This window comes from Paenibacillus provencensis (assembly GCF_042678545.1).
Lineage (GTDB): Bacteria > Bacillota > Bacilli > Paenibacillales > Paenibacillaceae > Paenibacillus > Paenibacillus provencensis.
Map to the genome: position 1 here is coordinate 2,881,260 of NZ_JBHTKX010000001.1, position 16,493 is coordinate 2,897,752.

General features: G+C 46.5%; 13 protein-coding genes. 3 read left to right on the top strand and 10 right to left on the bottom strand.

Annotated features, from left to right (window positions below):
• Positions 1-13 precede the first annotated feature (13 nt).
• Positions 14-1,069, top strand: coding sequence for a glycosyltransferase WbsX family protein (locus tag ACFQ3J_RS13955; RefSeq protein ID WP_251582206.1), 1,056 nt, complete (start codon positions 14-16; stop codon positions 1,067-1,069).
• Here the strand turns inward: ACFQ3J_RS13955 and ACFQ3J_RS13960 are convergent.
• From ACFQ3J_RS13960 to ACFQ3J_RS14000, 9 genes are all read right to left on the bottom strand, one after another.
• Positions 1,057-1,455 (bottom strand): hypothetical protein, encoded by a 399-nt coding sequence (locus ACFQ3J_RS13960; RefSeq protein WP_251582208.1) that lies wholly within the window; start codon positions 1,453-1,455, stop codon positions 1,057-1,059. The two genes, ACFQ3J_RS13955 and ACFQ3J_RS13960, sit on opposite strands and share 13 nt — an antisense overlap.
• A 161-nt stretch (positions 1,456-1,616) precedes the next feature.
• Positions 1,617-2,558, bottom strand: coding sequence for an MsnO8 family LLM class oxidoreductase (locus ACFQ3J_RS13965; protein ID WP_251582210.1), 942 nt, complete (start codon positions 2,556-2,558; stop codon positions 1,617-1,619).
• Positions 2,559-2,578: 20 nt separating this feature from the next.
• Entirely contained in the window at positions 2,579-3,991 is a 1,413-nt protein-coding gene (locus ACFQ3J_RS13970) for a deoxyguanosinetriphosphate triphosphohydrolase family protein (RefSeq protein WP_251582212.1), read from the bottom strand.
• A gap of 442 nt (positions 3,992-4,433) precedes the next feature.
• Positions 4,434-5,330 carry a nickel transporter permease gene (gene nikC, locus ACFQ3J_RS13975; RefSeq protein ID WP_091153669.1) on the bottom strand — a complete coding sequence of 299 codons (897 nt, stop codon included), beginning with the start codon at positions 5,328-5,330 and terminating at the stop codon, positions 4,434-4,436.
• 11 nt (positions 5,331-5,341) lie between these two features.
• The gene (locus ACFQ3J_RS13980; protein ID WP_251582750.1) at positions 5,342-6,346 is read right to left on the bottom strand and encodes an ABC transporter permease; all 1,005 of its coding nucleotides are present in this window, start codon (positions 6,344-6,346) and stop codon (positions 5,342-5,344) included.
• 144 nt (positions 6,347-6,490) lie between these two features.
• On the bottom strand, positions 6,491-8,146 hold the full coding sequence (locus ACFQ3J_RS13985; protein ID WP_251582215.1) for an ABC transporter substrate-binding protein: 1,656 nt from the start codon (positions 8,144-8,146) through the stop codon (positions 6,491-6,493).
• A gap of 19 nt (positions 8,147-8,165) precedes the next feature.
• Positions 8,166-9,158: an ABC transporter ATP-binding protein gene (locus ACFQ3J_RS13990; protein ID WP_251582217.1), complete on the bottom strand. Its 993-nt coding sequence runs from the start codon at positions 9,156-9,158 to the stop codon at positions 8,166-8,168.
• The gene (locus ACFQ3J_RS13995; protein WP_251582219.1) at positions 9,155-10,144 is read right to left on the bottom strand and encodes an ABC transporter ATP-binding protein; all 990 of its coding nucleotides are present in this window, start codon (positions 10,142-10,144) and stop codon (positions 9,155-9,157) included. The genes ACFQ3J_RS13990 and ACFQ3J_RS13995 overlap by 4 nt, the downstream gene beginning before the upstream one ends.
• A 595-nt stretch (positions 10,145-10,739) precedes the next feature.
• Positions 10,740-10,913, bottom strand: a complete 174-nt coding sequence (locus tag ACFQ3J_RS14000) for a hypothetical protein (protein WP_251582221.1) — start codon at positions 10,911-10,913, stop codon at positions 10,740-10,742.
• A 401-nt stretch (positions 10,914-11,314) separates the two neighbouring features.
• Here ACFQ3J_RS14000 and ACFQ3J_RS14005 point away from each other — a divergent pair, with 401 nt between their 5' ends.
• Positions 11,315-13,144: a 5'-nucleotidase C-terminal domain-containing protein gene (locus ACFQ3J_RS14005; RefSeq protein WP_251582223.1), complete on the top strand. Its 1,830-nt coding sequence runs from the start codon at positions 11,315-11,317 to the stop codon at positions 13,142-13,144.
• A gap of 444 nt (positions 13,145-13,588) precedes the next feature.
• On the opposite strand, the gene ACFQ3J_RS14010 is transcribed toward ACFQ3J_RS14005, so the two are convergent.
• Entirely contained in the window at positions 13,589-15,331 is a 1,743-nt protein-coding gene (locus ACFQ3J_RS14010) for a proline--tRNA ligase (protein WP_251582225.1), read from the bottom strand.
• 490 nt (positions 15,332-15,821) lie between these two features.
• Here ACFQ3J_RS14010 and ACFQ3J_RS14015 point away from each other — a divergent pair, with 490 nt between their 5' ends.
• Entirely contained in the window at positions 15,822-16,493 is a 672-nt protein-coding gene (locus tag ACFQ3J_RS14015; protein WP_251582751.1) for a 3'-5' exonuclease, read from the top strand.

Sequence of the window (16,493 nt, forward strand, 5' to 3'; positions counted from 1 at the left end):
GCGGTGTCCCTGCATGAAGCTGATCGCTTATTATTTACCTCAATTTCATCCAATCCCTGAGAATGATCTGTGGTGGGGAGAAGGCTTTACGGAATGGACTAACACACAAAAAGCTAGACCGCTGTATCCGAATCACAGACAGCCAAAAGAGCCATTGAAAAACTATTACTATAATTTGATGGATCCTTCGGTCCGTGAATGGCAGGCGAGCTTAGCCCGATTTTATGGCATCTACGGTTTTTGCTATTACCACTATTGGTTCAAAGGAAAACGTCTGCTTGAAAAGCCGCTTGAAGCTATGTTACAGTCAAAAACTCCTGACTTCCCCTTCTGTCTCTCCTGGGCCAATGAACCTTGGACCCGCAGATGGGATGGCAGTAATAATGAAGTCCTCATGCATCAGGATTACGGAGATGAAGACGATTGGACTAAACATTTCTATGAGCTGCTTAAGGTATTTAATGACAAGAGGTACATTCGTATTGATAATAAGCCTTTATTTGTTATCTATCGTCCGGGTCTGATTCCGCGATGTGAGGAAATGTTGAAGTACTGGAACAAGCTCGCTGTACAAAATGGGCTTCCCGGCATCTATTTTGTACAGACGCTCGGCGGGTTTGATATACCGAATCAAGCTGGATTTGAAGCGAGCGTTGAATTTGAACCGCATTATACCTTTGCGCATACACATACTCAAGGGTTATGGAGCAAGGTAAAAAAGAAGGAGAACGAGCACCTGGTGTTTGACTATGATGGTGCCTGGGAAATGATCTTGTCCCGATCTCCTCATCGAAGTGGAGAGCAAATCCTACCTGGTGCTTATGTGAATTGGGATAATACCCCACGCAGAGGATACAAGGGACAGAGTTGCATCGGGTCCAGTCCGGAGAAGTTTGCTTACTATTTAAGCAGACAAATAGAGCGGGCAGATAAGGTATATGGTTCTTCATTTCTGTTTGTCAATGCGTGGAATGAATGGGCAGAGGGGACTTATCTAGAGCCGGACAAAGACCATGGCTTTGCCTATTTGGAGGCTGTCAGAACAGCGCTTCTTAATTACGCGCCATGAATGGCAAGTGTAGGGAGACCGCTGCTGGTATCCACAATGATCATATAATTCAAGCCATCTGTTCCCTTAAGCATGAGTCCAGGCTGCGTCGGTAAGGTGGCCGGATAAAATCGGTGCGAAACAGTGGTTGGCGTTACCGGCGGAACGATTGGTGTTCCCATGGACATGAGCCGGGATCCAGCCACCACATTCTGGCCTGCGCTGATATTTAGACCTGCACCCAGATTTCCTTGGATCGTTGCACTATCATCCACAAAGATGCCGCCGCCCCATACACTCATACTGCCCGCGATATCTAAATTTCCGATGGTTGAATTTCCGTTTACCTGAAGCTGACCAAGAATCGTTTGATTACCGGTCACAAGAACCTGATCAAAAGTCGGCATAATTCTATCACTCCTTCCTTCTTACTATACATTCTATGTAAATGGACGTCTTTTGCTATATAGCAAAAGTACAATTAAATGTACATTTACATAGAATTAGGATTTATGCAAAACTGTCAGAATGATAAATTGTCTAAAATGTCAATCTTGCCTATCAGTTCTCAGGAGAGCAGCATAGCTTCCGCCAGCAATTGATATGAAACCAGTCTCTGCTCGTAACTGGCAGCTCGTGTTGCAATCAGCAGACTGCTGGATTGCGTACGCTCACTCAGCTTGATCAGCTTATCTCTTACCTCCTTCGGGTTCCCAACAATGACCGGAAATTCAGCAGCAGGAAGGCTGCGAGATGACTTCTCCTGATGGACTGAAGCCTCTTCCTTCCAGGAATGGGCTTCTTCCGTCGTAGGGGCACATATGACACTGACTGCGATAAATGCCTGGGGGCTGTTCATGCTTTTTGAAGGAACAAAATTCGCTGTATATCTCTCGATCATCTCTACCCCGTCGTGCTCACTCATAAATTGTCCAAATACATAGCCTGTTCCTATACTTGCTGCATATTCTGCGCTTTTTACATTCGTGCCGAGCATCCAGAGACTGGGACGATTGACCGGGACTGGCTTTGCAGCAATTGCTTCCCCCTCATAGGTATACTCCCCTTGAAGAAGCTGCTGCAGATCCTTGACTCGATCGGGATATTCCACAACCTTCTGCAGAAAATTACCTGCTAGAGCCATGGATAGATGTGCAGATCCGCCGGGAGCACGGCCAATGCCAAGCTCAATGCGCCCAGGGTACAGGGTAGAGAGCATATTATATTTTTCTGCCACTAGGATCGGATGATGATAGGGCAGCAATACCGCTCCTGAACCGAGCTTTATATGACGGGTACGAGCCCCGATATGGGATAGCAGCACTTCCGGACTTGCCGATTCAATCCCTGGCAGATTATGATGCTCAGAAGTCCAGTACCTCGAATATCCGAGACGTTCCCCTTCGATAGCCAGCTGAGCCGATCGGCGGATTGCCTCTTCCGCTGAGCTGTCCATGAGGCTTGGCACAAGATCGAGTATGCCGAGTTCAATTCGCTTCGCTTCCATCATGATGTTATCTCCTTATCTATTTAATCCAGGTCATAAATGGAGCCGACCTTCAATCCATAGAGCTCATTATAAATCTTCTCGGCAAAAGCATCCGTCATCCCAGCAATATAATCGATAATCATATGTTCCCAGGTCCATATGGGATTGGGACGAGCTTGATCCTTCTCATACCGCTGCAGCCAATCTGTTGGAATAATAGCCTTCGAAGTAACCGGATCATTGAAGGCGTGCCAGAGCCTGCGGATAATCCACTCGCTTCTTTTTTGCAGACGCTGTACCCTTAGATCCTTGATCATCGTCACCCATGCAAAGCTCTTCAGCACGCTCACTGTACGAAGCATGTCCAGGTCTTCCTTCCCTTCCTTCATGAAGGTCACCTTCTTCCAGTCCCCTGTATCGATTATTCCGAGAGCGGCTACGAATGCGCTGACCCAATACGCTTTGACCTCCCGCCGAGTTCGTGAGTAGTCATGATCACAGCCAGGAAGCTTCTCATTCCAGATTCTCAAGAATTCGTTCAGCACTTCATCTACTTTGGGTTCTATTTTCTCAGGCATCCACCCCAACCAGAATGGATCATCCAATGTCATAATCTTGTCCACAATAAGCCGTTTGACGTAAGGATCATGCAGGAAGTGTTCATGCACCTCGATCTTCCCAGCTTTGATTCCGTCTTCCAGATCATGCGCGGAATACGCAATGTCATCACATAGATCCATCAGCTGGGCTTCCAAGGTCTTCTGACCTGTCGGGATGCCCCATTCGCTGCGTATTTCCTTGATATAGCTCCATTCATGATGGTACATGCCCTTCTTATTCTCCGTGCCGGGATAAGGATATTTATTGATACCCAGAAGCACCGCATCCGAGAGATTAAGCCCATCAATATTCTCACGCTTCTCCAGGAACATAATCAGCCTGAAGTTATGGGCATTCCCTTCAAAATGCTCGTATTTACGGCGCATCGTCTCTTCTATAGTTCGATACTGATGGGTCGAAGACTTCCCTGTTCCACTGGGATCTACGATCGACAAGACCTTATCCTCGATCAGGTCATTCAAAATACTGTCCAGTACTTCCTCACCTTTATGACCGAACGGGGGATGTCCAAAATCATGGGCGATCGAGGCGCATTCGACGACCTCCGGATCAATGACGAGTCCAGGATTATCGGCACGAAGCTCTTCGACATCAGGGTAGCGTCTTAAGAGACTTTTGGCCGCTTCGCGCGCAATCTGGGCGACCTCAAGTGAATGTGTCAGACGTGTCCGATAATAGTCCCCCGTTCCGGCTCCAAACACCTGAGATTTGCCCTGCAATCTTCGAAAGGTTGGTGAATGGATAAGACGGGAATAGTCGCGTTCATACGTCGCCCGTGATCCTTCTGATTTATTAACTTCAGCATATCGTCTATGTTCTCTCAGCTTCTCCATATTACTCCTCCAATTATTTGAACGTTCCACATGTATGAGGATCATGTCTCTGATCTTATTTATTACCCGAATCATTTTCATAATGCCTTTAGCTGCTGTAATCAAGAATATATATAGATCATAACGGTGTAGTTTGTCTATATAGTTTCAAATTAACCTTTTTAATGAGTTATGAAATGGATTCACCATAACTCCAATTCCAAGAATTCTACAATTGTACAATAATGAATGAAGAGAAGATTTTATTTATAAAATTGTTTCAAGTATAACCCCAATGCGTATAGTTTCACTAGCTCCAGCCACAGCTTCTTCCACTATATTTGATGCTTATAGAAAGAAATAAGCCACTTCTCTATACGAGAGGCGGCTTATTTCAAATTGTATTTTAACTTGTATTTCAGATTACTATTTTCATCTGTTACAGAATTAAGAGCTGTAATCCTTATCTGCGCATCTTCGGATCTAGAACATCCCGCATCCCATCTCCCAATAGATTAAACCCAAGCACCGTCAACATGATGGATACGCCTGGAAAAATCAGAGTCCACGGTGCCGTCTGGATAAATTGTCTCGAATCCGACAGCATCTTCCCCCACTCCGGAGAAGGAGGCTGCGCCCCCATTCCCAGAAATCCAAGTGCAGCAGCTTCCAGAATCCCTGTTCCAATTCCGAGCGTGCCTTGCACGATAATGGGGGTAAGACTATTCGGAAGGACATGACTTATGAGGATGCTCCCATTTTTCATGCCAATCGACTTCGCTGCTGTAATGTACTCTTCTTGCTTCAAAGAAAGCACTCTCGCCCTGACAAGTCTTCCATAGGTCGGAATGTTAACGATGGCGATGGCCACCAGCGCATTAAATAAGGAAGGCCCCAGAATGGCAACGATGGCAATCGCGAGCAGTATGCCTGGAAAAGCAAGCAGGATATCAAACAGACGGGAGATCAGCATATCCAGCCATCTTCCATAATATCCTGCAATAATGCCGAGCATGGTCCCTACGACAATGGAACCGATAACCGAGGCAAAGCCCACCCATAGGGAAATCCGCGCCCCAAACACTACACGGGTAAATACGTCACGGCCCAGATCATCGGTACCAAACCAATGCTCAGCAGATGGAGGTTTAAGCCGGTCAGCCAGCACCTGTTCTTTATAATCATAGGGAGTAAGCAGAGGCGCGAATATCGCGACGCCTATAAAAAACACTAGAATGATGAGCCCTGCCACTGCCATTTTGTGATGAAGAATTCCCCGAAGCGCATCACGCCAAGGACCGGATACTTCTTCAGCTGCCTCAACTCCGGCTTTACCGCTGTCTAAACTGACTTGTCCCATATCCGTCCCTCCTATTTGTACTGGATTCGAGGATCAACCGCCGCATACAAGAGGTCAACGATCAGATTGATCAGAATGTAGATAAAAGCAATGATCAGAATCCCGGATTGGATGACAGGATAATCACGGAAGCTGATCGCATCATAGATGTACCTGCCGACACCCGGCCAGGCAAAGATTGTCTCTGTTAGCACAGCTCCGCCAAGCAGCATTCCCATTTGCAGCCCAATGACCGTTAGCACAGGGATAAAAGCATTCTTCAGCGCATGCTTGTATACGACGAAGAACTGTCTCATGCCCTTCGCTCTCGCTGTTCGGATATAGTCGGAGCTCATGACCTCAAGCATGCTGGAGCGTGTCATTCGGGCAATGACGGCCATCGGAATGGTTCCCAGCGCAATGCTCGGCAAGATCAGATGCTTCACTGCAGTCCATACTTGATCAAAACGTCCGGATATCATCGCATCAATGACATATAGACCGGTCACAGACTCGATGGGATCTCGTACATTCATCCGACCGCTTGAAGGCAGCCACTTCAATTCATTAGCAAATAACCACTGCTCCATAAGACCAAGCCAGAAGATCGGCATGGACACCCCTACTAATGCAATGACCATACAAATGTAGTCAAACCAGGAATTGTGCCGCCAAGCACTGATGATCCCTGCATTCAAGCCAATGACGACTGCAAAGATCATACTTGCCAGAGCAAGCTCCAGCGTTGCCATCAGATAAGGGACAATTTCCTGGGCAATAGGAATTTTGGTACGGATGGACTCCCCAAGATCACCGCGTACAAGTTCACTCAAGTAAGCAAAATATTGCTCTAACCATGGTTTGTCGAGCCCGAGTTGATCGCGCAGCGCCTGCTTGGATTGTTCTGTCGCCTTTTCGCCCAAGATAGTCTCCGCAGGGTCTCCGGGGATCGCGTGAATAATCGAGAATACGATAATCGTCATCCCCAGCAGCACAGGAATAAGGACTAAAAGTCTTTTGACAATATATGTACCGATTTCTCTCACCTGCCTGTAGTCAATTTGGATTGTTATATAAAGAGAGAAGAAGAACAAGCCGCAGTAAACTGCGGCCGTGGGCTATGCTATTTTAGCCTTCATCGCTATTCAAACTTCATCATCCTACCCGAGCGATTGAGCTCCTCATTCGAAATAGATCGATTCATACGATTCACTGCCTGTCGGCGCAAGTACAAGTCCCTTGAGATTGGCTGTGGCTGCAAGCAGCGGTGTCGTATGCACGAGAGGTACCCATGGCGCATCCTCTTTTATAATAACCTGGGCCTGCTTATACAGCTCTTCACGCTTAGTCTGATCTGTCTCTTGCTGTGCTTCGACCAGGATGGTATGCAGCTCATCACTTGAATAGTAGGTGTAGTTATTGCTTGGAATGGCATCCTTGTCCAGAAGCGTGTAGATGAAGTTGTCTGGATCACCATTGTCTCCAGTCCATCCCAGCATGAAGATATCCTCCTTCTCACCTGCCTGCAGATCATCGAGATAAGTCGCCCACTCTGGTGACTCAATATTTACCTTTACGCCGATCTGTTCAAAATCCGCCTGGATTACCTCCGCCACTTTTCTTCCATCCGGCATGTACGGACGCGGCACAGGCATCGCATAGAAGGTATATTCTCCTGGAAGACCGTCAGGATAACCGGCTTCAGCAAGCAGCTGCTTTGCTTTTTCCAGATCGTATTCATAGTCCTGAATCTCGTCATTATAGCCCCACAGTGTCGGCGGCATCGGATTCACGGCCGGTACCGCTTGACCGGAGAAGAAGGCATCGATAATTCCCTGCTTATTAACTGCATGGCTCAGCGCTATTCTCACCTTCGGATCATTAAACGGCTCCTTGTTAAAGTTAAAGCCCAGATAGGCTACGTTAAATGGCGGCCGTTCAATCTTCTGCAGCTCACTGTTGCTCTCAAGCGTTGGCAGGTGATCTGGACTCAAATCTTCCATCAGGTCGATTTCACCGTTCTGCAATGCATTAAATCTGGCCGTGTTATCAGGTATGGAGCGAACAATGACTCTCTCAAGCTTAGGGAAGCCTTCCTTCCAATACTCGGCATTCTTCTCAAGGGTAATTGAATCGTTCCGTTTCCACTCCTTGAAGACGAACGGTCCGGTTCCGACCGGCTCGCTCTTGAAGTTCTCCTTCTTCTCCTGAATCGCTGTCGGGCTCGCAATACCGAAGGAAGGCATCGCAATATTTTGCAGGAATGGAGCTTGTGGATTGTTTAATGTAAATTCAACGGTCAGATGATCTATAGCCTTCACTTCCTTGATGATCCGGCTTCCATCCGGGCCAAACATGGAATCGTAGTAATCATACGAATCCCCTTCAAATTTGAACTCACTGTTCGGATCGTTCCAGCGGGTGAAGTTGAAGACAACGGCCTCTGCATTAAACTCTGTACCGTCATGGAATTTGATGTCTGGTCTCAGGTTGAACACATATTTCAACCCATCAGTGGATACTTCCCAGCTATCGGCCAGCTCTCCTTCAACCTCCGTCGTTCCCGGTTTATACCCGAGAAGGGTATCGAATATCTGCTGTGTAATCTTCAGTGATTCTCCATCCGTAACAATTGACGGATCGAGCGCAACGGAATCGCCCCCTCTTCCCATCACAAGCTCCGTCTGTATTTCTGCAGCAGGTGTTCCTTCAGATGCTTCTGGTTCTGTGGAATTCCCTGGGTCAGTGGTACTTCCTCCCCCTCCACTGCAGCCTGTAATCATGATCATGACCGCAAATACAAACCCTAATACTCGCTGATGCTTACGACTTCTCATCTACCATTTCCCCCTATGTTTATGATTCAATTGATTCTGCATATAAGTGGCAGGCCGTAAAATGTCTGCTGTCCGTCTCAAGTAAAGCCGGTCGTTCTTCCCGGCATACGGGCATTACATAAGGACAACGTGTATGAAAAGCGCAGCCTTGAGGCGCATTCGTCGGACTCGGCACTTCGCCGGTGAGTACAATCCGTTCCTTCTTCAAGAAAGGATCGGGTTCTGGAACAGATGATAAGAGCGCCTTCGTATAGGGATGCTGTGGATTGTCAAACAGCTCCTTCTTATCTGCAAGTTCTACAATCCGCCCCAAGTACATCACAGCCACCTTGTCGCAAATATGCTTCACGACACTAAGATCATGGGCTATAAATATATACGTCAGAGCAAACTGCTCCTGAAGATCCTGCAGTAGGTTGACGACCTGCGATTGAATGGAGACATCAAGTGCGGATACGGGTTCATCCAGCAAAATAAGCTTCGGCTGCAAGGCGAGCGCTCTCGCAATACCAATACGCTGCCGCTGGCCGCCTGAGAATTGATGAGGATAGCGCTGCATATGAGACTTGTTCAGCCCCACGACATCAATGAGCTCACGTACGCGTTCTTCGCGCTCTGCAGCTTGTCCAATGCCGTGCACCTTGAGCGGTTCCTCTAGAATTCGGCCAACCGAATGACGAGGATCAAGTGAAGAATACGGATCTTGAAATACGATCTGCATCTCTCTCCTCTTCCGCCGCATGGCTTCCTCATCCAGCTCCGTAAGCTCGACTCCGTCAAAGCGGATGCTGCCTTCGGTAGGTTCAATGAGTCGAAGCAGCGAGCGGCCGGCCGTAGATTTGCCGCAGCCGCTTTCTCCTACAATACCGAAGGTTTCCCCCCGGTTCACTTTAAAGGACAGGCCATCCACCGCCTTCACTAGCTCCTGATGCTTACTGAATCTTCCGAGCACTCCTCTGCGGATGGGATAGTATTTCTTCAGACTGGTGACATTCAGTAAAGGCTCGGTCATATGGCATCCTCCTGTGGAAGCTCCTCCAGCCAGCATCGGCTGGAATGTCCTGTGCTTCGTTCCACAAGCTCAGGCAGCTGCTCTGTACAAATCTCCATTACATGAGGACAGCGGGAAGAGAAACGACACCCCTTCATCTTGTTGCTCATAACAGGCACTTGTCCCGGGATGGAGTAAAGCCGGTCCCGGGAATCGGCAAGCCGCGGAACAGAGCGAATCAAGCCTTGAGTGTACGGGTGCTGAGGCCGGCTAAAAATGTCCCTTACGCTTCCCTGCTCGACAACCTTGCCTGCATACATGACCGCAACCCGATTACACATCTCAGCCACGACGCCCAAATCGTGAGTAATCATCAGCACGGCTGTACCGTGCTTCTTATTCCTTGCACGAATCAAATCGAGAATTTGGGCCTGAATTGTTACATCAAGCGCTGTTGTCGGTTCATCTGCAATCAACACTTCCGGGTTGCAAGAGATGGCCATCGCGATCATGACCCGCTGTCGCATACCGCCAGATAATTCATGCGGATACTGGCTGATCACCTTATCAGGACGAGAGATTCCGACATCGGCAAGCAGACTGACCGCCTTACTCATGGCCTCCTTACGGCTGATGCGCTCATGAAGACGAAGGGTCTCCATCATCTGCTGCCCAATGGTAAAGAGCGGATTCAAGGATGTCATTGGCTCTTGAAAAATCATAGAGATGGTCTTGCCGCGAATTCGGCACATCTCCTTTTCCTTTAGCGGAACAAGATCACGTCCTTTGAGATAGATGGCTCCTTCCACAATTTTTCCTGGAGGGCTTGGCACAAGTCGGAGGACCGATAAGGAGGTCATGCTCTTACCGCAGCCCGACTCTCCGACAAGACCAACAACCTCACCAGGATAGAGAGCAAGATCAACGCCATCCACAGCAGGCACCTCCCCCTTGCTTGTCATAAAGCTTGTCTTCAAATTCTCAATTCGAAGTACAGGTTCACTCATGATGATCCCCTCTTTTTTGAATGAAAGTATAAGTAAGCAGGTTAGATCTATGTGAGCGGCAAGATGCCGTAATCACCTATGCAAGTGTGAATGCTATGAAGCAAGTGTCACCATTGTATGAATTGAGCTTAGGTCAAATAACAATCTGGCAAATCCATTTCCATACCTCAGTAAAGTGAAGGGAGGGTATAGCGACAATGAATTACAGTGTATGCCCATCAGATTAAAACGAAAACGGGAAACAAAAAGCTTAAGTGAGTGAAGTACCGTCATTAAGAATTGTCTAGAATTAAGTGAGAAGTTCTAGATGTTTAGAATCGAAATCGGAGTATGTCTCTTTGTTTGACATAGTGAGGTTTAAATTTAAGAAATATCTTGCGAGCAGGGTAAAGTGTGATAAGTTGTCCATACTTTACAGCAAATATTGGTAAATTTCAATAGGTTTTCTATCATGATTTTCTATAATTTATTTTTAATGTAATGTATTCTGACTTTGATTTAACCTGAATAAGGCGAATGATCCCTCTTAACAGGAAGATTCGCCTCTGTATGTTATTTTATGTCGCCTGCTTCTTTAATAATCCGATCCTGATCCTTACTTCCTTCTGAATAGGCTTGAGATAGCAAGTAACATGCGGGTCTTTTGGGTCTTAGCTGCCGACGGCTTCTCAAACCATTGATTACGTATTGAAGACTGCGGCTCATGTCCTAGAAATTGAATCTTAAGCTCCTCCATACGCACCATGTTCATCATTATTTCGTCTCTCATCAGCGATCCTCTCCCTATCCCTTTATTTGATCTCATTGTACCTGTAATGCAGCTGCTCATCGTCGGTTCAGGGTCTGAACCACAAGCATGAAATGGACCCCGTCCCCAGACGGAGATTAATCCCATACCTGCTTCGTCGTATGAATGCTGAAACACAGAATAGGAAACTAGCTGCAAAGGGATAATATGGTAGAGGTTATGAAGTGAAATGTAGAAAAACACGTCTGAATCACTCAAGGTATGTTGAAATCGGTTCAACTTATGAGCTATTTTGTAACAATTTGCGAAAAAAGACCCTCGCGTCATATTAGCGGCAGATATTTTACATAAATAATGAAGATTATATTTAATTTCTTTGATAGAATGTGCTTAAGTTAAATTTTTGGGAGGGTTGACCATCTATGTTTAAATGGAAAACAGCATTATCTTCAGCTGCAGCTACTGCACTATTATTTAGTTCTTTAGGATTAGCCAGTGCCGCTTCAGAAACAACCGCGGCTGTCTCTACACCAGACAACAGCGGGACACACATCACACTTGTACATACCAATGATTCACACGCCCGTGCGGTAGAGTCTTCACCGAATATGGGCTATGCCAAAGTGGCAGGGATCTTCGACAAATACCGTGCTGAGAACCCAAACACCCTGTTTCTGGATGCAGGTGACGCAGTACATGGGACGACCTTCGCTACTCTGGTCAATGGAGAGAGCATTATCAAAGTCATGAACGAGATGGGCTATGATGCCTTCGTTCCCGGAAATCATGAATTCAATTATGGCTGGGAACATCTTATAACACTGACTGACAAGCTCAATTTTCCAACGATCAGTGCTAACGTGAGACTCAAAAAAGATGGGACAAGCCTTTACGAGCCATACATTATTAAAGAAGTAGATGGAGTGAAGATCGGTATTATTGGATTGACAACTCCAGAGACCGCCTATAAGACAAATCCTAAGAACGTGGAGGAGATCGATTTTACCGATCCTTCCGATGAAGCACAGAAATATGTAGATGAAATTCGTGATGAAGTGGATGTTGTCGTTATGCTTGCACACATCGGTCAGGATGATTCAGATGTGGACAACACCTTTGACATTCTGGACGAAGTCGACGGCATTGATATCTATATCGACGGGCACAGCCACACGGTGCTTGAGGATGGACTTGTTGCAGATAATGGAACACTGGTTGCGAGCGCTGGCGAATATACGAATTATGTCGGCGTCGTTGATCTATGGGTAGACGAAGGCAAAGTCGTCTCCAAGAAAGCAACCTTGATTGATGAAGCGGAAGCCGCTGGTATTGCTCCTAATGAGGAAGTAGCCGCAATTGTTGCTTCTGTTACAGAAGATCAAGCGCCAATTCTGGATGAAGTCGTTGCCACCATTACCACAGATCTGGAAGGCACACGTGAGAAGGTTCGCGCTGGAGAGACGAATCTTGGCGATCTGATCGCGGATGCACTCCTTGAAGTTTCCGGTGCTGATATTGCTCTTACCAACGGCGGTGGAATTCGTGCTTCTATTGAGAAGGGCGAAGTGACCAAAGGCGAGGTTATTACCGTTCTGCCGTTTGGCAATCAGATCGTTACTTTGAATGTTAAAGGCGAAGACGTCATTGCTGCTCTTGAGAATGGGGTAAAAAGCTACCCTGAAGCCAGCGGCGGTTTCCCACAGATATCCGGTTTCAGCTTCAAGATTGATCCATCCAAAGAACCTGGAAACCGTGTGCACTCCGTAATGGTAGGCAACGAGCCTATCGATCCTGAAGCAACTTATATGCTGGCTACGAATGATTTCACTGCAGTCGGCGGTGATGAATACGAAATGTTTACCAAGTACGCTCAAGCCGGTATGTACGGTTCTCTGGACGAAGCATTAATTACACATTTGCAGAAGCTCGGAAATGCAGCGGTAAATACAGACGGACGAATTGCGGAAGCTGCAGCTCCTACAGTAACTACGCCTGTAGAAGAGACACCTGCACCTGAAGCACCCGTTGAAGAGGAACAACCCGATACAACGACCAAGCCGGCAACACCAGTGAAACCAACAACGCCTTCGGTCGAGAAGCCAAAAGTTTATGTCGTTAAATCCGGTGATACGCTCTACTCGATCTCGAAAAAGCACGGTACAACATGGCAGACGATCCAAAAGCTCAACAAGATTAAAAATGCGCACTGGATATATCCTGGCCAGACATTGAAGCTGCCTTCCGCTTCATAAGAAACTTGTCAGATAGATCAATAGTCATGGATTCTATATTAAATCCTAAAAATTCTATAAAAATTCAAAATAACTATTAATATTCTAAATAAAAGTCCGATATTATAGTTATATAGTAATTATTTAGGAGTGAAACCAGTGTGGCATATGTAATTATTTATGTACCGAATAGGTACTAAGTCACACTAAACATTGTATACTCATCTTAGCAAACCCACGAGATAAGTTAGACGAAGAATATCATACGACATTAGTTTCTTATCTAAGCTTGGAGCCATTCATAAAAGTCAGAAAAGTCCTGAACATAAGTTCAGGACTTTTCTCTGACTCTAGCTATTTAATGCTTAGCAACAAAAATAATAGATTCCCTCTATATCAAGTTTAGGATATATGGCAGGGTCAAACTTTGTAGAATCGAATATATTATATTAACCAATTCGACTATCACAAATTAGATATAATATGCTGCTTCGCCAGATCGATAATTTCCGCTTGAGAAAGGCTGGATTCCAGACTTCCTTCAGGATACGTATCGGTATAGAGTTTGCATTCCGCTCGTCCGTTGGCAGCATCTCTTCCTATGATAATTCTTAGCGGTATCCCGAACAAATCGGCATCCTTGAATTTGACTCCTGGCCGTTCATTGCGATCATCGACCAAGATTTCAAGCCCCAGCTGAGACAAGGCGTTCTCCATTTCATCAGCAAGCTCCATCTGGGCCGAATCCTTACTTGATACAGGAATAATATGCACATGATAGGGGGCAATCGCCGCAGGCCAGTGCATGATCCCGTCCTCAGCATATTGCTCTGCCACTGCTCCTACTAGACGCGATACTCCAATTCCATAACACCCCATAACAGGAACCTGCGGCTTCCCTTCTCGATCCAGGACAGAAGCACCCATTGCATCACTATATTTTGTGCCTAATTTGAATATATGACCGACTTCGATCCCTCGCTCGAAGGAAAGTGCTGCTCCGCATGAGGGACAAGTATCACCGTCTGCCGCATTTCGCACATCATGAACTTCATCCCATGTGAAATCCAGGCCGGGAACGGACTGAACATAATGATAGTCCTTCTCGCCAGCACCTGTCACACTTGTTCTCATCTTCGTGACTGTATGGTCTGCAATGACTTTCATGGAAAGGTCATACGGACCCAGATATCCAACAGGCAGACTAAGCTCTCTGCTCATTTCTTCCGGCATGAGTTCAAGGGGCTGTGCTCCAAGGACCTTCTGCAGTTTAATCTCATTGACCTCATGGTCGCCGTGAATAAGCACTGCGACAGGCCTGCCATCAGCAACATATAGCAAGGTCTTGATTACATCCTGAGGTGTGGTTTGCAAAAACTGTGTAATTTCGCCAATGGTCTTCATACCCGGCGTGTGTACCTTCACCTTAGCCGTAGTTCTATGCTGCTTCTCATCTAGAACTTGATTTCCATCGTGAATCGGAGTTATTCCATACCTCGCCTTCTCCAAATTGGCTGCATATTCGCAATGAGTACAGGAGACAATGGTATCTTCGCCTATGTCTGCAAGTGCCATATATTCATGGGTCTCGCCACTGCCTCCAATCGTCCCGGCATCAGCTTCAACTTGCTTGAATCTCAGACCCAAGCGTGTAAATATACGGGAATAAGCTTGAGCCATTGCCGCATATGTCGTATCCAAATCCTCATAATTCGACGAGAACGAATAGGCATCCTTCATCGTAAACTCCCGGCCGCGGAGTACGCCAAATCGTGGTCTCCTTTCATCCCGATATTTCGTACTGATCTGATAGAGCGTAACGGGCAGCTGGCGGTAACTCTGTACATTATCACGTACAAGTGATGTAATTACTTCTTCATGTGTGGGACCCAGTGCGAAAGGACGTTCATGCCTATCATTTAATCTCATCAGCTCTGGTCCATAATCGGCTGATCTCCCGGATTCATCCCATAGCTCAAGCGGCTGCAAGGAGGGCAGCAAGGTCTCTTGTGCACCAATACCGTCCATTTCTTCTCGAATAATTCGCTCGATCTTAAGAAGTACTCTTCTCCCCAGCGGTAAGAAGCTGTACACTCCGGAAGCCGTTTGTCTTATCATTCCTGATCGAAGCAGCAGTTTATGACTTCTGATCTCCGCTTCTGCAGGCGCTTCTCTTAAAGTTGGGGCGAGCAGCTGACTTTGTTTCATACCTATGATCCTCCTTGTGTGTAATAAACGCAAAAAAGACACTCTCGTCAGGGACGAAAGTGTCGTGGTACCACCCTAATTTTAATCTTGCTCGAATAGACAGGGGCAAGCCCTTCCTTCAAGCGAGATCCTCTACTTCGGCTTAACGTGCCGATCACCCGGCAGATGAATACAACAAGCTATCGTATCCACATGCAGCTCCAAGGTAGGAGTATAAGAAGCTGACCTGGAGATCTTTCAGCACTAACGGATCTCTTCTCTGACAGGAGGCTTAAGCATTATACCATGTCCTTATTCATCGCTGTTCACATTTTAAAGAGCAGAATAATAGATTTACTGATTATTGTCAATCCTTTTCCATATATCGTGCTCACTTCTTGCATTCTAATCACAAAGTGGAAAGAAAATACGCTGACAGGCTTGCATCTAAAAGGTAATATAGTAATGGGTACAGGCCTCATCTTGCAGCAGAAAGGAGTTATTGATCATGTTGAATTATATTATTTATGATTTGGAATTTACCGTTAGTCGAAGCACACGCTACACATCTGAAATTATTGATATCGGTGCAGTTAAGGTAGCTCCCGTGGGTGAAGACGGCACACTGGCTGTAATCGATACATTCCATACGTTTGTAAGACCTTCTAATAAATCGGTGCTCTCTACGGACACCATCCAGTTTACAGGCATTACGCAAAAGGATATCGACGCAGCTCCGCTGTTCCCCGAAGCAGTCAAAGAATTCATTAACTGGCTTCCTGAATCCTACTATCTATGCTCATGGGGCCCGGATGATAAGAGCAAGTTCGTATCCCATTGCCGTACGCATCAATTGAAGGTCGACTGGATCATTAATCATAACGATGTACAAAAACAAATCTCCCGCGCCCTCCGTAAAGAAGGCGGCCCACGCCAGCTTGGTCTTAGTCAAGCCCTTATGTTATGCGGTATCGAATTTGACGGAACTCAGCACCGGGCACTGGATGACGCTCTCAATACAGCCAAAGTATTCATCCATCATTTCAATCAACTAGAACTGGAGCTGAATAATGCAGCCGAAGAGGAAGGAACCAAATCCAAGCTCGTATATTCCAGCGGAGATGAAGACAAGCACAATCCATTTGGAGATCTGGCAAAATTGCTGGGATCGTCCGATTCGTAA